Source organism: Fictibacillus barbaricus, from assembly GCF_031457135.1.
In the GTDB taxonomy this organism is placed as follows: domain Bacteria; phylum Bacillota; class Bacilli; order Bacillales; family Fictibacillaceae; genus Fictibacillus; species Fictibacillus barbaricus_A.
In genome coordinates this window covers 90,677-111,537 of record NZ_JAVDWA010000008.1, presented here as the reverse complement: position 1 = coordinate 111,537, position 20,861 = coordinate 90,677, and the positions used below count along the sequence as shown (strand labels likewise).

General features: G+C 38.9%; 24 protein-coding genes. 1 reads left to right on the top strand and 23 read right to left on the bottom strand.

What is annotated here, in order from left to right; genetic code table 11:
- Positions 1 to 188: hypothetical protein (locus tag J2X07_RS17475; RefSeq protein ID WP_310261704.1), on the top strand; the 188-nt coding region annotated here is incomplete at its 5' end.
- 234 nt (positions 189 to 422) lie between these two features.
- Here J2X07_RS17475 and codY read toward each other — a convergent pair.
- The 23 genes from codY to ftsY form a co-directional block, all read right to left on the bottom strand.
- Positions 423 to 1,202: a GTP-sensing pleiotropic transcriptional regulator CodY gene (gene codY / locus J2X07_RS17470; protein WP_310261701.1), complete on the bottom strand. Its 780-nt coding sequence runs from the start codon at positions 1,200 to 1,202 to the stop codon at positions 423 to 425.
- 24 nt (positions 1,203 to 1,226) lie between these two features.
- On the bottom strand, positions 1,227 to 2,621 hold the full coding sequence (gene hslU, locus J2X07_RS17465) for an HslU--HslV peptidase ATPase subunit (RefSeq protein WP_310261699.1): 1,395 nt from the start codon (positions 2,619 to 2,621) through the stop codon (positions 1,227 to 1,229).
- Positions 2,622 to 2,644: 23 nt separating this feature from the next.
- A complete protein-coding gene (hslV, locus tag J2X07_RS17460; protein WP_310261696.1) occupies positions 2,645 to 3,184 on the bottom strand; it encodes an ATP-dependent protease subunit HslV in 540 nt (179 codons plus the stop codon).
- Between the two features lie 24 nt (positions 3,185 to 3,208).
- The gene (xerC, locus tag J2X07_RS17455) at positions 3,209 to 4,111 is read right to left on the bottom strand and encodes a tyrosine recombinase XerC (RefSeq protein WP_310261693.1); all 903 of its coding nucleotides are present in this window, start codon (positions 4,109 to 4,111) and stop codon (positions 3,209 to 3,211) included.
- Positions 4,112 to 4,172: 61 nt separating this feature from the next.
- On the bottom strand, positions 4,173 to 5,480 hold the full coding sequence (gene trmFO, locus J2X07_RS17450; protein ID WP_310261689.1) for an FADH(2)-oxidizing methylenetetrahydrofolate--tRNA-(uracil(54)-C(5))-methyltransferase TrmFO: 1,308 nt from the start codon (positions 5,478 to 5,480) through the stop codon (positions 4,173 to 4,175).
- A gap of 12 nt (positions 5,481 to 5,492) precedes the next feature.
- Entirely contained in the window at positions 5,493 to 7,571 is a 2,079-nt protein-coding gene (gene topA / locus J2X07_RS17445; RefSeq protein WP_310261687.1) for a type I DNA topoisomerase, read from the bottom strand.
- 104 nt (positions 7,572 to 7,675) lie between these two features.
- The gene (gene dprA, locus J2X07_RS17440) at positions 7,676 to 8,539 is read right to left on the bottom strand and encodes a DNA-processing protein DprA (RefSeq protein WP_310261684.1); all 864 of its coding nucleotides are present in this window, start codon (positions 8,537 to 8,539) and stop codon (positions 7,676 to 7,678) included.
- A gap of 100 nt (positions 8,540 to 8,639) precedes the next feature.
- Positions 8,640 to 9,554, bottom strand: a complete 915-nt coding sequence (sucD, locus tag J2X07_RS17435; protein ID WP_310261681.1) for a succinate--CoA ligase subunit alpha — start codon at positions 9,552 to 9,554, stop codon at positions 8,640 to 8,642.
- A 35-nt stretch (positions 9,555 to 9,589) separates the two neighbouring features.
- Complete coding sequence (gene sucC / locus J2X07_RS17430; RefSeq protein ID WP_310261679.1) at positions 9,590 to 10,750, bottom strand: ADP-forming succinate--CoA ligase subunit beta; 1,161 nt, start codon at positions 10,748 to 10,750, stop codon at positions 9,590 to 9,592.
- A 202-nt stretch (positions 10,751 to 10,952) separates the two neighbouring features.
- Complete coding sequence (locus J2X07_RS17425; RefSeq protein WP_310261676.1) at positions 10,953 to 11,111, bottom strand: hypothetical protein; 159 nt, start codon at positions 11,109 to 11,111, stop codon at positions 10,953 to 10,955.
- A 45-nt stretch (positions 11,112 to 11,156) separates the two neighbouring features.
- On the bottom strand, positions 11,157 to 11,432 hold the full coding sequence (locus tag J2X07_RS17420) for an EscU/YscU/HrcU family type III secretion system export apparatus switch protein (RefSeq protein ID WP_310261673.1): 276 nt from the start codon (positions 11,430 to 11,432) through the stop codon (positions 11,157 to 11,159).
- Positions 11,429 to 12,904, bottom strand: coding sequence for a hypothetical protein (locus tag J2X07_RS17415; protein WP_310261670.1), 1,476 nt, complete (start codon positions 12,902 to 12,904; stop codon positions 11,429 to 11,431). Before J2X07_RS17415 ends, J2X07_RS17420 begins: the two co-directional genes overlap by 4 nt.
- A 3-nt stretch (positions 12,905 to 12,907) precedes the next feature.
- Positions 12,908 to 13,693 carry a ribonuclease HII gene (locus J2X07_RS17410; RefSeq protein ID WP_310261668.1) on the bottom strand — a complete coding sequence of 262 codons (786 nt, stop codon included), beginning with the start codon at positions 13,691 to 13,693 and terminating at the stop codon, positions 12,908 to 12,910.
- A gap of 125 nt (positions 13,694 to 13,818) precedes the next feature.
- Positions 13,819 to 14,664, bottom strand: a complete 846-nt coding sequence (gene ylqF, locus J2X07_RS17405) for a ribosome biogenesis GTPase YlqF (RefSeq protein ID WP_310261665.1) — start codon at positions 14,662 to 14,664, stop codon at positions 13,819 to 13,821.
- 10 nt (positions 14,665 to 14,674) lie between these two features.
- Positions 14,675 to 15,226, bottom strand: a complete 552-nt coding sequence (gene lepB / locus J2X07_RS17400) for a signal peptidase I (RefSeq protein ID WP_310261662.1) — start codon at positions 15,224 to 15,226, stop codon at positions 14,675 to 14,677.
- Between the two features lie 83 nt (positions 15,227 to 15,309).
- Positions 15,310 to 15,654: a 50S ribosomal protein L19 gene (gene rplS, locus J2X07_RS17395; RefSeq protein WP_310261659.1), complete on the bottom strand. Its 345-nt coding sequence runs from the start codon at positions 15,652 to 15,654 to the stop codon at positions 15,310 to 15,312.
- 114 nt (positions 15,655 to 15,768) lie between these two features.
- Positions 15,769 to 16,515, bottom strand: coding sequence for a tRNA (guanosine(37)-N1)-methyltransferase TrmD (gene trmD / locus J2X07_RS17390; RefSeq protein ID WP_310261657.1), 747 nt, complete (start codon positions 16,513 to 16,515; stop codon positions 15,769 to 15,771).
- Complete coding sequence (rimM, locus tag J2X07_RS17385; RefSeq protein ID WP_310261655.1) at positions 16,515 to 17,030, bottom strand: ribosome maturation factor RimM; 516 nt, start codon at positions 17,028 to 17,030, stop codon at positions 16,515 to 16,517. Before rimM ends, trmD begins: the two co-directional genes overlap by 1 nt.
- A 268-nt stretch (positions 17,031 to 17,298) precedes the next feature.
- The gene (locus J2X07_RS17380) at positions 17,299 to 17,526 is read right to left on the bottom strand and encodes a KH domain-containing protein (protein WP_310261652.1); all 228 of its coding nucleotides are present in this window, start codon (positions 17,524 to 17,526) and stop codon (positions 17,299 to 17,301) included.
- A 21-nt stretch (positions 17,527 to 17,547) separates the two neighbouring features.
- A complete protein-coding gene (rpsP, locus tag J2X07_RS17375) occupies positions 17,548 to 17,820 on the bottom strand; it encodes a 30S ribosomal protein S16 (protein WP_310261650.1) in 273 nt (90 codons plus the stop codon).
- Positions 17,821 to 17,902: 82 nt separating this feature from the next.
- Positions 17,903 to 19,249 carry a signal recognition particle protein gene (ffh, locus tag J2X07_RS17370; protein ID WP_310261647.1) on the bottom strand — a complete coding sequence of 449 codons (1,347 nt, stop codon included), beginning with the start codon at positions 19,247 to 19,249 and terminating at the stop codon, positions 17,903 to 17,905.
- A 15-nt stretch (positions 19,250 to 19,264) separates the two neighbouring features.
- A complete protein-coding gene (locus tag J2X07_RS17365) occupies positions 19,265 to 19,588 on the bottom strand; it encodes a putative DNA-binding protein (RefSeq protein WP_310261643.1) in 324 nt (107 codons plus the stop codon).
- Between the two features lie 270 nt (positions 19,589 to 19,858).
- A complete protein-coding gene (ftsY, locus tag J2X07_RS17360) occupies positions 19,859 to 20,857 on the bottom strand; it encodes a signal recognition particle-docking protein FtsY (RefSeq protein WP_310261641.1) in 999 nt (332 codons plus the stop codon).
- Between the last annotated feature and the right edge of the window lie 4 nt (positions 20,858 to 20,861).

The following is a 20,861-nucleotide window of genomic DNA, read 5'->3' as shown; positions in this document are numbered from 1 at the left end:
CCGACAAGCAAAAGGGAAATGGGTTAAGAAGGCGCTTTTTGCCTTCAGACCATTTAACTTTTGACCTCGAGGGGCTAACCGTTGTAGCTAGACAGTCCGAAAAGCAGAAACGGTTTGTACAGCCCCGACAAGCAAAAGGGAAATGGGTTAAGAAGGCGCTTTTTGCCTTCAGACCATTTAACTTTTGACCTCGAGGGGCTAACCGTTGTAGCTAGACAGGTGAGACACTTACAGGTGAAACGTCAGAATGTGGCTCACCGCCTGCCCCGCGGAAAGCGAGCATCCTGGAACGGAAATCAACTACTTTCAAAAGCAACAATGATTACAAAAACTGCCTTTAAAAACAGCTTTAAAGATTTTGCGTCAAAAAAAAAAGCTGATACAAAAGGAATCAACACCCTTTGAATCAGCTTCATTGCTTATTATGAAGTTTTTAATTTTTCAAGCTCCAGCAAGAACTTATCATTTAATACTTTAATGTAAGTACCTTTCATTCCTAGAGAGCGAGACTCAATAACACCGGCGCTTTCTAATTTACGAAGTGCATTTACAATCACTGATCTCGTAATACCAACTCGGTCTGCAATCTTACTTGCTACAAGAAGACCTTCATTACCTTCAAGCTCTTCAAAAATGTGTTCAATTGCTTCAAGTTCACTATATGATAATGAGCTGATCGCCATTTGAACTACTGCTTTGTTTCTAGCTTCTTCTTCAATTTCTTCAGCCTTTTCACGCAGGATTTCCATACCTACTACTGTTGCACCATATTCCGCTAATACTAGATCATCTTCTTCAAAAGATGTTGATAATCTGGAAAGAATTAATGTTCCAAGTCTTTCCCCGCCTCCTACGATAGGTACAACTGTTGTTAAACCTGTAGAAAATAAATCTTTGTTTTCTACAGGAAACGCAGTGTAGTCACTTTCTACATCAATATTCGCCATTGATTCTGTAATGTTAAAAAGGTTTTTTGTATATTCTGTAGGAAATTGACGATCTTGAATCATTTTTTTCATACGCTCATTTTCAATATCCTGTTTGAGCGCAGTTCCTAATAACTTACCGCGTCGGCTTACTACGAATATATTAGCACCGATTACCGTGCTTAACGTTTCAGCCATCTCTTTAAAGTTTACTTGCTTGCCACCTGTTTGTTGTAGCATTGAGTTAATGCTTCTTGCTTTGTTTAATAAATTCATTGTATTTCTTCCTCCTACTGCGTCCTATAAAATGTATTGGCTTAAATCCTTGTTTTTAGCGATGTTCGCCAGTTTTTCTTCTACATACTCGGGTGTAATTGTAATTTGGTCTAAACTAATATCCGGCGCTTCAAAAGACAAGTCTTCAAGCAAGCGCTCCAATATCGTATGAAGTCTTCTCGCACCGATATTATCAGTGTTCTGATTGACGTCATATGCGATACTTGCAATCTTAGCAATAGCATCGTCAGAAAATTCAACATTTATACCTTCCGTACTTAATAGAGCTTTGTACTGTTTTATTATCGCATTATCAGGCTCTATTAATATACGTGTAAAATCGTCTACAGACAAGCTATTTAATTCAACTCTGATCGGAAATCTTCCTTGAAGCTCAGGAATGAGGTCTGAAGGCTTCGCCATGTGAAAAGCTCCTGCTGCTATAAATAAGATATGATCCGTTTTAATTGATCCGTATTTCGTCATTACAGTAGAACCTTCTACAATCGGCAGGATGTCCCGCTGGACACCTTCCCTGCTCACATCTGCTGAGTTCTGATTTTTGCCTGCGATCTTATCAATCTCATCAATAAATATAATACCTGTTTGCTCAGTCTTATAAACCGCTTCACTCGCAACATCATCCATATCTATCAATTTAGCAGCTTCATCCTGGGTTAATACTTTTCTCGCTTCACGGACTGTAAGCTTCCGCTTTTTCTTTTTCTTTGGCATAAGACCGCCAAGCATATCTTGCATGTTCATGCCGACTTGTTCAAGTCCAGAGCCTTGAAACATATCCAGCATAGATGGATTTTGTTCTTCTACTTCAACCGTTACCAGGTGGTCTTCCATTTCTCCGAGAGCGAGTTTATGAGCCATCTGTTTTCGGTTTTGCGACAGGGCGGCATCATCATCTTTTTCAGGTGATGGGTCCTCATTCTGGTTTCCGCCTCCAAAAAACATTTCAAGCGGGTTTTTGTAATTTGTTTCCGCTTTTTTACTTGGAACAAGTAACTCTACTAAGCGTTTATTAGCATTTTTCTCGGCTTTGTCTTTTACGTCATTCATTCTAAGTTCTTTCACAAGTCTGATAGAAGTTTCGACTAGGTCACGAACCATAGAATCTACATCCCGGCCTACATAGCCCACTTCAGTAAACTTTGTAGCCTCTATTTTAATAAATGGCGCTTGTGCAAGTTTAGCCAGCCTTCTTGCTATTTCGGTCTTACCAACACCAGTAGGTCCAATCATTAATATATTCTTTGGAGACACTTCATCTCGCAATTTATCATCCAGGAGGCTTCTTCTATAACGATTGCGGAGTGCAACAGCAACAGCTTTTTTAGCATCTTTTTGTCCGATGATATATTGATCAAGCCTTTCAACAATTTGCCTAGGGGTTAATTGACTATTCATCTGACTCGCTCCTTAAATAAAATTTAAAGTTCTTCCAACACGATTTCTGTATTCGTGTACACACAAATTTCTCCTGCTGTCTGTAAGGAAGCCAGTGCAATTTCTTTTGCCGAGAGTTGAGGAGCTTTATTTTTAAGTGCCCGGCCAGCGGCTAGTGCGTAATTACCGCCTGATCCAATTGCTAAAATTCCATCATCTGGCTCAATAACTTCTCCAGTTCCAGATATAAGAAGCATATGTTCTTTATTCATAACAATAAGGAGCGCTTCAAGTTTTCTTAAGACTTGGTCTGTCCGCCATTCCTTCGCCAGCTCTACACTTGCTCTTTGAAGATTTCCGCTATATTCTTCAAGTTTGTTTTCGAATTTTTCATAAAGTGTAAACGCATCAGCAACGGAACCTGCAAAACCTGCTAATACTCTGCCACCATAAAGCTTTCTTACTTTTTTAGCAGTATGCTTCATTACGACAGCATTCCCAAAAGTAACCTGGCCATCGCCAGTCATCGCAGATTCTCCATTATGCTGTATCGCAAAAATGGTAGTAGCATGAAAAGTTGACATATTAAAATCCCTCCCTTTTTGTTTTTATGCTCGAGGATGAGTATTATTATAAATTTTTTTCAAATGATCTTTCGTCACATGCGTATAAACTTGAGTAGAAGACAGTTGAGCGTGGCCCAGCAATTCCTGTACCGCCCTTAAATCTGCACCTTCATTGAGCATATGGGTAGCAAAGGTATGTCGTAAAACGTGAGGACTAATATGTATAGTAAGGGACGATTCTTCTATCAACTTATTCAATATATCTCTTACGCTTCTCGCACTTAAAGGTTCCCCTTTATAATTTAAAAATAAAGAATCTGTTTTATTTTCTGTTTTTTCAAGCAGCACTTTTCGGCCATCTGCTAAATACCGTTCAATTGATTCTTTAGCAAAGGACCCTACCGGAACATATCTTTCTTTTTTTCCTTTACCCTTAATTAAGGCAATTTCCATTTTCAAATCAACATCTCTTATTTGAATTTTACAGCATTCGCTTACACGTATACCTGTTCCATAAAGCAATTCGAGAATGGCTTGGTTCCTTTGACCAATCGGAGTTTCTAAATCAGACACGTTAAACAGCTTTTCTAATTCTTCAGTATATAAAAATTGGGGAAGCCTTTTTGCTTTTTTAGGCAGTGATGCCATAGCAAACGGATTCTCCTCCATTACTTTTTCGCGATTTAAGAAACGAAAAAAACTTCGCAGCGCTGATATTTTGCGTGCGACTGTATTTCTTGCATATTTCTTTTCATGCAGCACTACAAGATAATGTCTGACTAAAACATAAGAAACAGCAGCGAATCCTTCGATTGCTTGCTGTTTCAAAAAAGAAGTAAAGTCCAGAATATCTTTTTCATAGTGTTCGATCGTATATGATGAGCAGTTCTTCTCAATCATTAAGTATTGAAGAAAATCATTGATAAATTCGCGTTCTGATTTCATTTCTTACACCTCACAAAGCCCCTAAATCGTAACACAACTTAGGGGCTAAAGCAATACATGTTCACAAATTTGTTATAAAATTCTGAATTGTTCCCAGTGCTCTGTCAGCTAGTGCTGTATTTCGTTCTTGTTTGTTTTTAATTCTTTTTTCTAATGCTGGCAGTAAACCAAAGTTAGCATTCATAGGCTGGAAATTATCAGGGTTCGCAGTCGTAATATAATGCGCCATACTCCCTATCGCGGTTTCATTCGGAAACGCAACAGGCTCTTCACCTTTTACAAGTTTAGCAGCGTTGATCCCAGCAATCAGTCCAGATGCAGCACTTTCAACATAGCCTTCAACACCTGTCATCTGTCCTGCAAAGAATAAATCATTTCTTGCTTGCAGCTGATAGGTGTTTTTTAACATTTTTGGAGAATTTAAAAATGTGTTTCTATGCATTACACCGTATCGGACAACTTCAGCATTTTCTAATCCGGGAATCAGGCGCAGCAATTCTTTTTGCGGTCCCCATTTTAAATGCGTCTGAAAACCAACAATGTTATAGAGTGTTCCAGCACTGTTATCTTGTCTTAATTGAACGACTGCATATGGAATCTTTCCTGTTTTAGGGTCTTCTAGGCCAACTGGTTTCATTGGACCGAATAACAAGGTTTTCTTCCCTCTTTTAGCCATTACTTCTACAGGCATGCACCCTTCAAAGAAGATTTCTTTCTCAAATTCTTTTAATGGTACAGTCTCGGACGTAATCAATGCTTCGTAAAAACGATCAAACTCTTCTTCTGTCATCGGACAGTTCAAGTAAGCCGCTTCACCTTTGTCATAGCGAGACTTTAAATAAACTTTATCCATATTGATGCTGTCCACTTCTATGATAGGAGCTGCAGCATCATAGAAATATAAATACTCTTCACCTGTTAATTTATTTAACGCTTTTGACAAATTATCAGATGTAAGGGGACCTGTTGCAATAATCGTAGGTCCTTCAGGGATTTCCGTCACTTCTTCATGAATGACTTCAACGTTAGGATGATTTTTAACCCGCTCTGTTACTAGACCGGCAAACTCATGCCGATCAACGGCAAGTGCTCCCCCAGCCGGAACAGCACAATCATCTGCCGAAGAAATAATAACAGAGTTTAGTTTTCTCATTTCTTCTTTTAATACACCAACCGCATTCGTTAATGTATTCGCTCGCAGCGAGTTGCTGCATACTAGTTCTGCAAATTTATCTGTATGATGCGCTGGGGTTTGTCTAACAGGTCTCATTTCGTACAATTTTACTTTTATTCCTCTTGAAGCGATCTGCCAAGCAGCCTCACTGCCGGCAAGACCAGCTCCAATTACATTAACATGCTGATGACTCATGAAGAAAACTCCTTACTTTGATTCCTCTTCGGAATAGTCGCAAGATACACATTGTACGACTTTTCCTTTTTTTAATTTTTTTTCTACTAACATACTATTACACTTTGGACATGTTCTGGCAAGAGGTTTATCCCAAGAAACAAATTCACAGTCCGGATAACGGTTACAGCCGTAGAAAAGTCTTTTCTTTTTACTCTTTCTCTCTACGATCGAACCTTTATGACATGTTGGACAACTTACACCTATATCTTTAACGATTGCCTTTGTGTTTCGGCAATCCGGAAAATTAGAGCATGCCATAAACTTACCAAATCGGCCCATTTTGTAGACCATTTCATGTCCGCACACTTCGCAATTCTCACCTGCAGGTTCATCTTTTATTTCAACTTTTTGCATTTCGGCTTCTGCGATTTTTAATTTCTTTTCAAAGTTTTTATAGAATTCATCAATGATTTCGACCCAGTTTTCTTTCCCATCTTCCACTTCATCAAGATCATTTTCCATCTTCGCGGTAAACTCTACATTAAATACTTCGGGGAAGAATTCAAGTGTCATCTCAAGTACGAGGCCACCTAGTTCAGTAGGAACAAACTTTTTGTCGTCTAAAGCCACATATCCGCGTTTTTGTATCGTATCTAGAGTTGGAGCGTAAGTAGAAGGTCTTCCTATACCTAGCTCTTCCATTGTTCTAACGAGTCTTGCCTCTGTATAGCGAGGCGGCGGCTGTGTGAAGTGCTGTGTCGGCTCTAGTTCCTTTTTCTGAACCTTCATTCCTTCTTCAAGATCAGGAAGAATTCGATCTTCTTCTTTTTTACCGTCATCATTGCCTTCTACATATACTTTCATGAAACCAGGGAATTTCACCTTAGATCCGGTAGCGCGGAACGTCACACCTTCATTTTGAAGGTCAACAGTCATTGTATCCAATATTGCTGATGCCATTTGGCTCGCAAGAAAACGTTCCCAAATCAGTTTGTATAATCGCAGCTGATCTCTGGATAAGTAATTCTTAAGGTCCTTTGGATGATACAAAACAGAAGTCGGGCGAATGGCTTCATGGGCATCCTGAGCATTTTTTCCAGGTTTTTTTTCAGCTCTGTTCACTGTGTTAACATACTGTTTTCCAAACTCTTCTGTAATAAAATTTTTTGCTTCGTCTTTCGCAGTATCTGAAATACGTGTTGAGTCTGTACGCATATACGTGATCAGACCGACCGTTCCCTCTTTGCCCAAATCGATACCTTCATAAAGCTGCTGAGCGAGCATCATTGTTTTCTTCGCTCTGAAATTCAATTTTCGCGCAGCTTCTTGCTGAAGCGAGGAAGTGATGAATGGTGGAGAAGGGTTTCTTCTTCTCTCTTTTTTCTGAACCGAATCAATGTTAAAAGATTTGCCTTTCATTTTTCCAAGCACTTCTTTTACTTCATCTTCATTCGATAATTCTCTCTTCTTCCCGTTAACACCATAAAATTGTGCTTCAAATTCTTCTTTGCCTGTTTGGAACAAACCTTTAATCTTCCAATATTCTTCAGGTTTAAAAGCTTCAATTTCCTTTTCGCGCTCTACAATTAATCGAACAGCTACAGTTTGTACGCGCCCTGCACTCAAACCTTTTTTAATTTTCTTCCATAATAAAGGACTGACTTTATAACCAACGAGCCGATCGAGAACTCTTCGTGCTTGCTGTGCATTCACGAGGTCCATATTAATCTTTCGAGGCCGTTTAAATGAGTCTTTAATTGCCGTTTTAGTAATCTCATTGAAAACTACACGGCATTCCGATGTTACATCCATTTCTAAGCTATGTGCCAAGTGCCACGCAATAGCTTCTCCCTCACGATCCGGGTCAGCTGCGAGAAATATTTGTTTCGCTTTTTTAGCTGCTGTTTTTAAGTCCTTTAATACAGGACCTTTCCCTCGGATGGTAATATATTTAGGGTCATAATTATTCTCAACGTCAATACCTGTTTGGCTCCTAGGCAAATCTCGCACATGCCCCATAGATGCTTTAACGTCATATTTGCTCCCTAAATATTTTTTTATTGTCTTTGCTTTTGCGGGAGACTCAACAATGACTAAGTATTTTTCCATATACAGTTTATCCCCCTTTAAGGGTTTAGTGAAATCTTCCCTATTATTAAATAATGTATCTGGTTTTGTCAAACTGTTTCCTTTTTTCATATAAATATGGATCGTTACCATTCATGCAAAATATCGTCTGCACACATTACAAGTTTTGCCCCATTTTGTATTAAATAATTAGTTCCTGCTGAACATTCCTGAAGGATAGATCCCGGTATGGCAAATACATCCCTTCCTTGTTCCAAAGCTTGATCAGCTGTTATTAGCGACCCGCTTTTGGTCCGCGCTTCAGCAACTAAAGTAGCTTTTGACAAGCCGCTGATAATCCGGTTCCGCAAAGGAAAATGCCATCGTCTAGGCTGAGTATTGGGCGGGAATTCTGAGAGCAAAATTCCTTGCTTGCTAATTTGTTCAGCAAGTTTACCATTCTCTTTCGGATAGATGCACTCAAGACCTGATCCAAGAACTGCAGCTGTAAATGATCCATTTCTAATACATAGATCGTGTGCAAAAGTATCAATTCCCCTTGCTAGTCCGCTAACTACAATCCAAGAATCTTGTATGAGAGGCAGAATGACTTTCTTTAGTGCATCTCTCCCCTGATGGCTTGGGGTTCTTGTACCTACTACACTTAAAATATTCTTATGCTCCAACAGACGCATATCCCCTTTGCCATAGAGTACCCAGGGAGGATCAAAAATAGACCTGAGGCTTGCAGGATAATCTTCATCAAAAAATGTTACGGCTTTTATTGAATACTTTTTTAATTCCTTCATTATGTAAAAGATAGATTGATGATTCACATGGTAGTGTAAACGTTTTGCTATTTGTTCTGAAAAACTGAAATTTACCATCATTTCGTTTGCACTCATCGTAAAAATCCGCTTCAAATCCGGGTCCGCCGTAATGATTTTATTTAAATGCTGCCAGCTTAAGCCTTCACAATGATGGAGAAAAATTAAACGTTCTTTGTCCATTTCTATTCCCTCCCCATGGATCATACAAAACTACTATCTAATAAAGGTAAAAAAGCTCCCGGACATGGGAGCTTTTTCACGATGTGAATTTCTATAAAAATTATGCTTTTGCTTTGTTTGTTACACAACGATCATACAAATCGTTTTCTTTCAGTGCTTCAACTAAAGTTTCTCCCATAACTGAAGGTGTCGATGCTACTTTAATTCCGCACTCTTTCATCGTTTTGATCTTCTCATCAGCAGTACCTTTACCGCCTGAGATGATTGCACCAGCGTGTCCCATACGTTTTCCTGGAGGTGCTGTTTGTCCTCCGATAAATCCAACGACTGGTTTCGTCATGTTTGCTTTAACCCATTCAGCAGCTTCTTCTTCTGCTGTTCCGCCGATTTCACCGATCATGATTACAGCATACGTGTCCTCATCATCATTGAAAGCTTTTAGAACATCGATAAAGTCGGTACCGTTAACTGGGTCTCCACCGATACCAACTGCTGTAGATTGACCGATACCACGCTCTGTCAATTGATGTACAGCTTCATATGTTAGAGTTCCAGAACGAGAAACTACACCAACATGTCCTTTAGTATGGATGTATCCAGGCATAATACCAATTTTGCATTCTTCAGGTGTGATAACACCAGGGCAGTTAGGTCCTACAAGACGCGTCTTTTTGCCTTCCATATAACGCTTTACTTTTACCATATCCATTACAGGAATTCCCTCTGTAATACAGATTGCAAGGTCAAGTTCAGCATCTACAGCTTCAATAATCGCTTCTGCAGCGAAAGCTGGCGGTACATAAATTACAGAAGCGTTTGCTCCTGTTTCTTTAACTGCATCCACAACTGTATTGAATACAGGCAGGCCTTCAACTTCAGTGCCGCCTTTTCCAGGTGTAACTCCGCCCACGATTTTTGTTCCGTATTCAACCATTTGTTTCGTGTGGAAAAGACCAACGGAACCTGTAATACCTTGAACGATGACTTTTGTGTCTTTATTAATAAAAATACTCATGCTTCCAATCCATCCTTCCTACAATGTTTTCTCTATTACTTCACTAACGCGACGATTTTCTCTGCACCGTCTGCCATAGAATCTGCCGCTGTAATATTAAGTCCGGATTCTTTTAGGATCTTCTTACCAAGATCAACGTTTGTACCTTCTAGACGAACAACTAATGGCAGTTCAAGACCAACTTGTTTTGTAGCTTCAACAACACCATTAGCAATAATGTCACATTTCATGATTCCGCCAAAGATGTTAACGAAGATTCCTTTAACATTTTTGTCTGAAAGAATGATTTTGAATGCTTCAGTAACCTTTTCAGTTGTAGCACCGCCCCCAACGTCAAGGAAGTTTGCGGGATCTCCGCCGTAATGTTTAATAATGTCCATTGTTGCCATAGCAAGTCCTGCACCATTAACCATACAACCGATATTTCCATCAAGAGAAATATAGCTCAAGTCGTATTTAGATGCTTCGATTTCTTTTGCATCTTCTTCTTCTAAATCACGGTATTCAACGATATCTTTATGACGGTATAATGCATTAGAATCGAAATTCATTTTAGCATCAAGTGCCATAACGTTTCCGTCACCAGTGACAACAAGCGGGTTAATTTCAGCAATTGAACAATCCTTATCAACGAACGCTGTATATAATCCCATCATGAACTTAACGGCTTTACCTACAAGCTCAGTTGGAATATTAATGTTATAAGCAAGTCGTCTTGCTTGGAACGCTTGTAATCCGATAGCAGGATCAACCACTTCTTTGAAGATTTTCTCAGGTGTTTTTTCTGCTACTTCTTCAATTTCAGTTCCGCCTTCTTCAGATCCCATCATTACGACGCTCGAAGTCGCGCGGTCTAGTACTAAACCGATGTAATATTCTTTTTTAATATCGCAGCCTTCTTCGATAAGTAAGCGCTTTACTTCTTTACCTTCTGGCCCTGTTTGATGTGTAACTAACACTTTTCCTAAAATTTCATCTGCGTACGTACGCACTTCATCCAGATTCTTGGCTACTTTTACTCCGCCCGCTTTACCGCGGCCGCCTGCATGAATCTGTGCCTTCACTACTGATACGGCGCTCCCCAATTCTTTAGCAGCTTCTACAGCTTCTTCGACAGTAAATGCTACTTTTCCGTTAGGAACAGCCACACCATATTTTCTAAGTATCTCTTTACCTTGGTATTCGTGGATATTCATTTACTCTCCATCCTCCTATCATGGTGAAAACTTAAAGTACCGTTATCCATTGTATCGGACGAAGCGTCTTATGTCTACTATTCTTCAGAAAATTGCAAGCGTATACAGGGATTACAGCCATTTAAAAAAACCAAAATCACAATGTTATGATTTTGGTTTACTTGCTTTTCTTATTAGAAAATAAGGAAATCCAGATTTTCTTTCATTTGTTTTTGTCGTTTTTGTGTTTTTTTATAAGTTTGGGTGTTATCGCTTCTCTTTCAGCCGCTGGACGATATAATCCAAATTCTTCAGCCATCTCTTCCTTGAATGCATTGACCAGCTGTTCTGATTGTTTTACAACTAATTTATTTCTAGGCATTTTAAACACTCCTTTTATGTTAGCAATGCCCAAATCGTATACCAATTATGTTTTCTTCCCTGCTTCTTTATCAAGTTGATAGATAAAGGCAAAAAGTTCTGCCACTACTTCGTATAATTCTTCTGGTATGCTCTCTCCAATTTCTAGCTTTGAAAGCAGATGAACAAGTGAAGGATCTTCTTGAATCGGGATATCATGACTGGATGCAGTGTTTAAAATTTTTTCTGCGATCTCACCTTTTCCTTTTGCAATTACTACAGGAGCCTGCGCTTCATGTGCATTATATGTAAGAGCAATCGCTTCTTTTTTGTTTTGTTTCATACGCGCAAATCCATCCCTTTATAAAAAGATGCTGTTTCAGAAAACTTTATTTCATTTTTTTCTTTTTGAAGAAAGGTTAAGGAAGAAAGTGTATACTCCATTTCATTCAAGCTTTTCTTTAATCGCGGCGTAAGTGCTGCAGTTAAATTTTCTAAGGCAGGATACCCGGAATATACTTTAATTGATAAAATTCTGTTCTGTATATGTACATCTACTGCAACCTCTTTAAGGTGCTGCATTTCCAGCCAAAACAGCATTCTGCAATGTTCCGGATCTAGTCTATCCCCTTTTCCTTTTTTGCCTTCCCAGCGTATTGTTATCTCTTTTGGCTGTATTTCTGAATGAAAAGGTATTTGTAAAATGAATTGCTGCATCCCATCATTTGAAGATATGTTCTGAATTTGCTGGCTCGTAATTCTGTAAATGGCTTGATCGATTTTTTGCTTTACTGTTTCCGGCAGTTCCAGCTGCTCTGCATTTTGATGCAATAACAACAGCTGAGATTTTAGCGTTTCTGTTTGTTTAACTTGTTCAGGATTATTAAGCAACGTTCTTTCATGCAGCAGACCTGAATTTTTCAGCCATTTTTCTGCCGCTTGCAAAAACATTTCGGACGCAGAAAAACGTTCAGCCTTCTCTTGCCCGGCCGAAATGGTAAGTGGCTCTGGGACAACCGTTCGCGGTTGATCTAACCGCACAGATTTTTCTGTTTTAGAAGGGGAGGTATTTAAGTGATATAAGACATCTGCAACTGGCTTATCCGGCAATTTTTGTTCGGCATTCGTCATTACTTTATTAATATGGCGAGTTGGAAGTTGATCGTTAGATTCTTCAGCTTTCCGAGAATAGCCAAATAAATCCCCAAGCAGATTTATCGTTTTCTCTACATATGCGCTTTTATGTGTAAAAGCCTGCAATGAATCGAACAATGGCTTCATATCTAAATGCACATTCTTATGTATGATAGAGGCTATAATTGCCTTCACATTTAATTGAGATGCAGGCAATTGAAGCCGAAGCATTTGATGAATGACTTGCTGTTTTTCCTTATATGGCAATGATGATGCATGCTGAAGAATGGCAGCAATGAGCTTTATATTTTCTTTTGTTAAGGGTGCTTTTTCTGCTATCGCAAATTCTGCAGCTTTTATTTCGTTTTTTTGAACAGGTATATTTAGCTTATTTAGAATTTGCTCTGGTGCAGATTGTGTGAGATCTGCATCTACTTTTTTCAAAATGACAGTTTGATTATTTGAATGAGGCATCACTTCAAATAAATATCGCTCACCTTTGCTTAAAGGTGCGTCAAGCTTTGCCTGAATTGTAATACCATCATATAAAATTTTGGCGGACTGATCAGGGAAGATCTCTAAAATTTTCGCCATTAACAGCTGATTTGGCTTTAAGGCTACAAACGCTTCAGATACTTTTGAAGCAGGCAATAGCGGATTTACAGAATTAACGGTTAGCACCTTTTATTCACTCCCGGTGATTTGAATAAAATCTCCAACTGGGTTAAAAGATTTACGGTGAACGTCTGTTGCACCAAATTTTCTTAATGCCTCTAAATGTTCTTTAGTGCCGTACCCCATATTTTTCTTAAATCCATAATGAGGATATACTTCGTCTAACTTTTTCATATAGTTATCTCTTGTGACTTTTGCAACGATGGACGCAGCTGCAATGGAAATGCTCTTTTCATCCCCTTTAATAATTTTCATCTGATCGATTGGCAAAGGAACCTCCATTGCGTCGATTAATAACTGGTCAGGCTCAATATACAATTTGCAAATTGCTTCTGTCATTGCAAGCTTAGACGCTTGATAGATATTAATTTCATCAATTTGGAGTGGTTCAATTAAACAAACACTATAGCTTACAGCATTGGATATAATCGATTCATATAAAGTGTCACGCTTTTTTTCGGAAAGTTTCTTTGAATCATTTATTCCTTCTAATGTAAATCCTTCAGGCAGTATGACTGCAGCAGCTACAACTGGCCCAGCTAAAGGTCCGCGGCCAACTTCATCTACTCCCGCAACCCGTTTCTTACCACTTTGATAACATTGCTTTTCAAACAAACTAATTTTTTTGAGTCTTTCTTGCTCTTCTCTGTATTGATTGATGCGCTTCTTGTGAATTTCAACCAACCTTTTGGCACCCTGTCTCTCATCCTCTGAGAGTTGTTTAAGCAGCTTTGGTAATTCGTCCATTTGGCATGACTTTAATGCTGATTCCCATTCTTTAATTGAACTCTTCATTTTTTCACACTCATCATATGTATTTTATTTATCGTACAAATAATAAAAATCTAAAGAAATTTCGACTGACTTATTAGAAGAAAAGAAAAAAGGCTCTTAAAATTCAAGAGCCTGTTTTCTTCTTTTTATGGTGTTTCATATGATAATCGGCCAAGCTTTTCAGACCTTAAATCACGTAATACGATTTCAGCTGTTTTTTCAAGATCGACTTCTCCGCCGGTCATGATACATCCTCTTTTTTTACCTATTTCCTCAAAAAGCTTAAGCGGGTCCTCAGGCAAATCAGAAAGTTTATACCGTTCAATGAGACGATCTTGATAATGTTCATTTAAATATTTTACAGCAAACAATACGACCTCTGTAAAATCAAATAATGTTTCCTTAATTGCTCCAGTAACAGCAAGCTTTAATCCGATTGATTGATCTTCGAATTTTGGCCATAAAATTCCTGGGGTATCCAATAACTCCAGCGTTTTCCCAGCTTTTATCCATTGCTGCTTTTTGGTTACGCCTGGCTTATCTCCTGTAACAGCAATGTTTTTCCCAGCCATACGGTTTATAATTGTAGATTTCCCAACGTTAGGTATTCCAACAATCAATGCGCGAACGGCGCGTGTCTTTACAATACCTTTTGCTCTCATCTTATCAAATTTTTCTTTCACAAGTTCATGAGCAACAGGTTCAATCTTTTTAACGCCTTTTCCGTCTTGTGAATTGATCGCTAGTGACGGAATTCCTTTTTCCGAGAAATAAGTCTGCCATAGAGATGTTACTTTCGGATCAGCTAAATCAGCCTTGTTTAATAGTACAATACGGGGTTTCCCCGCTAATATTTCATCGATCATCGGGTTGCGTGATGCTAATGGAATTCTCGCATCCACAAGCTCAAAAACAACATCGATCATTTTCAGTTTTTCAGTTATTTCTCTGCGGGCTTTTGCCATATGGCCCGGAAACCATTGAATGGTCATTTATTTCACCCTACTTTACAAATCCAATATCTGATAACGGCCAAAAACGGAAAGAAGCTTTACCTAATAGTAAATCTTTATCAATCGTTCCGATATTTCTGCTGTCACTTGAATTACGGCGATTATCACCTAAAACAAACAATTGGCCTTTTGGAACTTTTTGTTTGCCGGTTAGCTCATATAATGTAAAATCATATGTCAGATTACCGTCTTTTGTTTTTTCTTTATACGGTTTTAAGTATTTTTCATTCACTTCTTTACCGTTTACATAAAGCTTATCGTCTTTATACTCGATCTCATCACCAGGCAGACCGATCACGCGTTTTATGTAATCTTTTTCTTCTGTAGCATGGAAGACAACAATATCAAATCTCTTTGGCTCACCAATCATATATCCGATTTTACTTACAATAAGCCGGTCCCCATCATGCAAAGTCGGCATCATAGATTGTCCATCCACTACGACTGGAGCGAACAGAAAAAATCTAATAATCCCTGCTAATAATAGTGCTGCTGCTAATGCCTTGATCCATTCCAATGTTTCATTTTTTTTGCGTACCATATTAAATCCTCACCATCTCTAGAAATTACCTACTTATAATATGGAAAAAGGAGCTTGAATAGTCAAGCTCCTTTCGAGAATTATTAGCGAATTTCTTTGATACGAGCTGCTTTACCACGAAGTGCACGAAGATAGTATAGCTTCGCACGGCGAACTTTACCGCGGCGTACAACATCAAGGTTCGCGATCTTTGGTGAATGTAATGGAAATGCACGTTCCACACCTACACCGTAAGAAATTTTACGAACAGTAAACGTTTCAGAAATTCCAGATCCACGCTTTTTAATTACAACGCCTTCAAAAAGCTGGATACGTTCACGAGTACCCTCGATTACTTTCACGTGTACACGAACAGTGTCACCTGAACGGAATTTAGGTAAATCTGATTTTAATTGATCTTTTGCTAAATCTGCAATAAGCTGTTGCATAGTTTATTGCCTCCCTTCCCAAAGATGTTCTTGCACTTGATTCGAGGCAGCGGAACACCGGATTAAACGGGCATAAGCCACAAACAATATAATACCATACTTAACAAATGCCTATCAAGTCGTTTTCGTATTATTTTGCTTTATTTCTTCAAGCCATTCTTTCTCTTCAGATGAAAGATTTATTTTATCTAATAAATCTGGCCGTCTCACGTAGGTTCTCCTTAAAGATTCTTTCTTTCGCCACTCATCAATATGTTTGTGATTGCCTGACATTAATACTTCGGGAACCTTCATTCCTCTGAAATCAGCTGGCCTTGTATAGTGAGGGTGTTCTAACAGTCCTGTACTGAATGAATCTTGCAGATGGGACTCTTCCTTCCCCAATACACCTGGCAGCAGCCTAGTAACTGCATCGATAACAACCATCGCTCCGAGTTCTCCGCCCGTTAAAATATAATCGCCGATTGATATCTCATCCGTGACTAGGAATTCCCGTACACGCTCGTCATATCCTTCATAATGACCGCAAAGAAAAATGAGATGTTCTTCTTTAGAAAGTTCCTCTGCTTTTTCCTGCGAAAATCTCTCGCCTTGGGGGCAAAGCAGTACGATTCTAGGCTTTGATGATTGATCTGCCGTTAAAGATTCAACAGCATCAAATAGAGGCTGTGGTGTTAATACCATCCCTGCTCCCCCGCCATATGGATAATCATCTACATTTCGATGCTTATTTGTTGAGAATTCTCTAAAATCCAAAACTTGAAATTCTACAGCTTGCTTTTCTTGTGCTTTCTTCAGAATAGACTGGCCAAATACTCCAGAAAACATATCAGGAAACAAACTCAAGACATCAATTTTCATTAAAATAATCCTTCTAACGGCTCAATGATTATTTTTTTGTTTTCAACATCAACCGTTTTTACGACAGAAGGGATATACGGAATCAGAATATCGGCACCAAACCCTTTTCGTTTAACTACCCATACGTCGTTTGCACCCGGTGATAGGATTTCTTTTACTTTTCCTAGCTCTTCGCCTTCTAACGTAAAAACAGAACATCCGATAATGTCCCGATAAAAGAATTCCCCTTCATCAAGTGAGACTGCCTGATCTTTAGGTACTTTTAACAGCAGGCCTTTAAATGGCACTACTTGATTTATATTCTTAAATTCTTCAAAAGTTAAGAGGTCAAATTGTTTATGTTTTCGATGAGCTTCAATCGTTACAGGGGTAAGATCTCCAGACTCTTTTTCAACATATAATGTGTTTCCAATTTTATAGCGTTCTTCTGGAAAGTCCGTTCTTGAAATAACACGCACTTCTCCTCTAATTCCATGTGTATTAACGATTTTTCCAACATTCAGCCAATTGTCCATAGGTATACCTGCCCTTTTATGTAATCACTCAAAAAAATTCTCATAAACTAAATTTTAGCATAATACGGCGTATATATACTTTCATATTAGCCGTTTTAAATATCATTTGATGCTATTGATCGTAGATGCGAACTTCCTCGTATCATGCCTTATGAGAAGCGATTTCTACGAGTGAAGGCAGCAATTAAATGCCATAAAAGCAATTTTATCAAAACAGCCTTTACATCATTTAGATAAGAAAAAAAGGAGGAGGTTTCCCTCATCCTTTTTATACGATTTCAATTGAAATCCTTTTATTTTGGTTCGTACCTGCTGCGTTAACAACAGTTCGAATTGCTTTAGCCACTCTTCCCTGCTTGCCGATCACTTTCCCCATATCGGTTTGGTGAACGCTTAATTGATACACAAGGCGATGACCTTCTTTAACTTCATTGACGCTGACTTCCTCTGGATGATCAACTAGAGCTTTAACAATCGCTTCGATTAACTCTGTCATCACAGTTCCCCTCAGTCACAATTATTTTTGTAGCTTTGCGTTATGGAATTTCTCCATGATTCCTGCGTTAGAGAAAAGGTTACGAACCGTGTCAGACGGCTTTGCACCATTTTGCATCCACTCAAGAGCTTTTTCTTCATTGATCTTAACTTCAGCTGGGTTAACAACTGGGTTGTAAGTTCCGATTTCTTCAATGAAACGTCCATCACGAGGAGAACGAGAATCTGCTACTACTACACGATAAAAAGGAGCTTTCTTAGCACCCATGCGTTTTAAACGAATTTTTACTGCCATTATAACTTGCACCTCCGAAAATAGTTCACACAAAATAATATAATAGTATAAATTGACAGGTTTGTAAACCTGAAAATTCAGTTTACATAAAAGGGAATTTAAATCCGCCTTTTTTCTTTTTGCCATTCATCATTCCAGACATTTGTTTCATCATTTTCTTCATGTCTTCGAATTGTTTGATCAGGCGATTAATTTCTTGCACCGGACGTCCGCTTCCTTTAGCAATACGTCTTTTACGGCTAGCATTAATGATCTCTGGCTGCTCTCTTTCTTTGAGCGTCATTGATCGAATGATGGCTTCAACGTGATTGATTTGTTTTTCATCAATCTGAACGTTCTTTAAGCCTTTCATTTTGTTTGCACCTGGAAGCATTCCAAGTATTTCATCTAAAGGACCAAGGTTACGGACCTGCCCCATTTGATCAAGGAAATCATCAAATGTAAAAGACATATCACGCATTTTCTTTTGCAGATCACGTGCTTTCTCTTCATCTACAGAGGACTGTGCCTTTTCAATGAGAGTGAGCATGTCACCCATCCCTAAAATTCTTGAAGCCATTCTATCAGGATGGAAAGGCTCAAGAGCATCCATCTTTTCTCCAAGACCTACAAATTTGATTGGAAGTCCTGTTACAGCTTTAATTGATAGGGCGGCACCACCGCGTGTATCTCCATCAAGCTTTGTTAATACAACACCTGTGATTCCTAATGCTTCATTGAAACTTTGTGCAACATTGACCGCATCTTGACCTGTCATTGCGTCTACAACTAGAAAAATTTCATCAGGTTTTGAAACTTCCTTCACCTGCTTCAATTCGTCCATCAAATTTTCATCAATATGAAGACGTCCAGCTGTATCAATAATGACATAATCATGATGATCTTCTTTCGCCTTCGCGATAGCAGATTCAGCAATCTTTACAGGACTTACTTGATCGCCCATTTGAAACACAGGAAAATCAAGCTGCTTCCCTACAGTTTCCAATTGCTTAATCGCCGCGGGACGATAGATGTCTGCTGCAGCAAGAAGCGGTTTTCGATTTTGCTTTTTTCGTAAATGATTAGCAAGTTTTCCGGTAGTGGTGGTTTTACCCGCACCTTGGAGACCAACCATCATAATAACTGTTGGCGGCCGGCTGGAAACTGCTATCTTACTTTGCTCGCCGCCCATTAGTGCAGTAAGTTCGTCATTAACAACTTTTACAACCTGCTGACCGGGCGTCAAACTTTTTAAGACTTCCTGACCAACTGCACGTTCAGATACCTTTTTAACAAAATCTTTTACCACTTTAAAGTTAACGTCTGCCTCTAGAAGGGCGAGGCGCACTTCCCTCATCATTTCCTTTACATCCGCTTCATTTACTTTCCCTTTGCCGCGGATTTTTTGTAAAGTGTTCTGAAGACGGTCGGCTAAACCTTCAAATGCCATCTTTCTGAACGCCTCCTATTCCATATTTTCAAGGCGATCGATAATTGCAAGTACGTTATCAGGTTCAGATTTCAGAAGCTCTCTTAAAGATGACAGCAACTGTTCACGTTCCTGAAACTTTGCAAAAAGCCCTAACTTATCTTCGTATTCTTCGAGCATCGCCTCTGTCCGTTTTATATTATCATAAACGGCTTGGCGACTGACATGATATTGTTCGGCAATTTCACCGAGAGAATAATCATCCAAATAATACAACCCCATGTAATTTCTTTGCTTTGGAGTTAAAAGTGATTGATAAAAATCATAAAGGTAGTTCATTCTCATCGTTTTATCGAGCATACTTTCACAACCCTTGTTAAGTGAAATGCCTTTACGTGAATATCATACAATTAGGCACAAAAGATGTCAAGTTTTTTTCTTGTCAGAAACTTTTGCTGATTTGGAAGTAGTTGATCTCCCTTCCAGGATGCTCGCTTTCCGCGGGGTGTGCGGTGAGCCCTCAGGAGTCTTCGCACCTTGCACTCCAATCAACTTGCCAATGAAGAGAATGAACATTCAGCCAAAAGAAACAATCTTTTAGAAAGGAGCCTCTAAAAAAAAGAAGCAGAATTACTCTGCTTCTTCCTCGTCTTCACTTCCGGCAAATAATCCATAGACAAATTGTTCAGGATCAAATTTTTGAAGATCGTCTATTTTTTCACCTAAACCGACAAATTTCACGGGGATGTCCAATTCGTGGCGAATAGCCAGAACAATTCCGCCTTTAGCTGTTCCATCTAATTTAGTAAGCACAAGCCCTGTAACATCAGTCGACTGTCCGAACGTTTTAGCTTGGTTCATCGCATTTTGTCCTGTTGTTGCATCTACTACTAAAAGCACTTCATGAGGAGCTCCAGGTATTTCCCGTTCAATTACACGTTTTACTTTTGAAAGCTCGTTCATTAAGTTTACTTTGTTTTGCAATCGTCCAGCTGTATCACATAAAAGCACATCTGCTTTTCGTGATTTCGCCGCCTGGATGCTATCAAAAATAACAGCCGCAGGATCTGCACCTTCATGATGCTTAATCACATCTACTCCCGCACGTTCTCCCCAGACTTCAAGCTGATCAATTGCTCCTGCACGGAAAGTATCACCGGCAGCTAAGATCACTTTTTTTCCATCGTTCTTTAGCTGATGAGCGAGTTTTCCGATCGTAGTTGTTTTACCAACACCATTCACTCCAACGAACAAGATGACAGTCATTCCGTCAGATTGAATGTTAAGTTCGCTGTCACCGCCATCTTTTTGAAGCATTTCAGCAAGTTTTTCCGTGATGGATGAACGCAGCTCAATCGGATCTTTAATATTTTTAGTACGGACAAGGTCTTTTAATTCATCAATGATATCAAGTACTGTGTGGACCCCAACATCTGCACTGATTAAGATTTCTTCCAGCTCTTCAAAGAACTCTTCGTCCACTTTTCTATATCTTTTCAATAGATCGTTTACTTTAGAAGAAAATGAATTTCTTGTTTTCTCAAGCCCGCTCTTGAATTTTTCAGATGAGGCTTCTGATTCAATGGATTGGTTTGAAAATTTTTCTTTTAATCGTTTTAAAAAACTCACTTTT

Coding starts and splice junctions, on each gene's coding strand:
- ffh (WP_310261647.1), bottom strand. CDS start 19,249: ATGGCATTTGAAGGTTTAGCCGACCGTCTTCAGAACACTTTACAAAAA.
- rpsP (WP_310261650.1), bottom strand. CDS start 17,820: ATGGCAGTAAAAATTCGTTTAAAACGCATGGGTGCTAAGAAAGCTCCT.
- xerC (WP_310261693.1), bottom strand. CDS start 4,111: ATGAAATCAGAACGCGAATTTATCAATGATTTTCTTCAATACTTAATG.
- ylqF (WP_310261665.1), bottom strand. CDS start 14,664: ATGACCATTCAATGGTTTCCGGGCCATATGGCAAAAGCCCGCAGAGAA.
- trmD (WP_310261657.1), bottom strand. CDS start 16,515: ATGAAAATTGATGTCTTGAGTTTGTTTCCTGATATGTTTTCTGGAGTA.
- J2X07_RS17380 (WP_310261652.1), bottom strand. CDS start 17,526: ATGACAGAGTTAATCGAAGCGATTGTTAAAGCTCTAGTTGATCATCCA.
- hslU (WP_310261699.1), bottom strand. CDS start 2,621: ATGAATAGTCAATTAACCCCTAGGCAAATTGTTGAAAGGCTTGATCAA.
- dprA (WP_310261684.1), bottom strand. CDS start 8,539: ATGGACAAAGAACGTTTAATTTTTCTCCATCATTGTGAAGGCTTAAGC.
- sucD (WP_310261681.1), bottom strand. CDS start 9,554: ATGAGTATTTTTATTAATAAAGACACAAAAGTCATCGTTCAAGGTATT.
- J2X07_RS17425 (WP_310261676.1), bottom strand. CDS start 11,111: ATGCCTAGAAATAAATTAGTTGTAAAACAATCAGAACAGCTGGTCAAT.
- trmFO (WP_310261689.1), bottom strand. CDS start 5,480: ATGAGTCATCAGCATGTTAATGTAATTGGAGCTGGTCTTGCCGGCAGT.
- rimM (WP_310261655.1), bottom strand. CDS start 17,030: ATGGACAATTGGCTGAATGTTGGAAAAATCGTTAATACACATGGAATT.
- lepB (WP_310261662.1), bottom strand. CDS start 15,226: ATGGTACGCAAAAAAAATGAAACATTGGAATGGATCAAGGCATTAGCA.
- sucC (WP_310261679.1), bottom strand. CDS start 10,750: ATGAATATCCACGAATACCAAGGTAAAGAGATACTTAGAAAATATGGT.
- J2X07_RS17410 (WP_310261668.1), bottom strand. CDS start 13,693: ATGAAGAGTTCAATTAAAGAATGGGAATCAGCATTAAAGTCATGCCAA.
- rplS (WP_310261659.1), bottom strand. CDS start 15,654: ATGCAACAGCTTATTGCAGATTTAGCAAAAGATCAATTAAAATCAGAT.
- hslV (WP_310261696.1), bottom strand. CDS start 3,184: ATGTCAACTTTTCATGCTACTACCATTTTTGCGATACAGCATAATGGA.
- J2X07_RS17420 (WP_310261673.1), bottom strand. CDS start 11,432: ATGAAACAAAACAAAAAAGAAGCGATTGCTCTTACATATAATGCACAT.
- topA (WP_310261687.1), bottom strand. CDS start 7,571: ATGGAAAAATACTTAGTCATTGTTGAGTCTCCCGCAAAAGCAAAGACA.
- J2X07_RS17365 (WP_310261643.1), bottom strand. CDS start 19,588: ATGCTCGATAAAACGATGAGAATGAACTACCTTTATGATTTTTATCAA.
- codY (WP_310261701.1), bottom strand. CDS start 1,202: ATGAATTTATTAAACAAAGCAAGAAGCATTAACTCAATGCTACAACAA.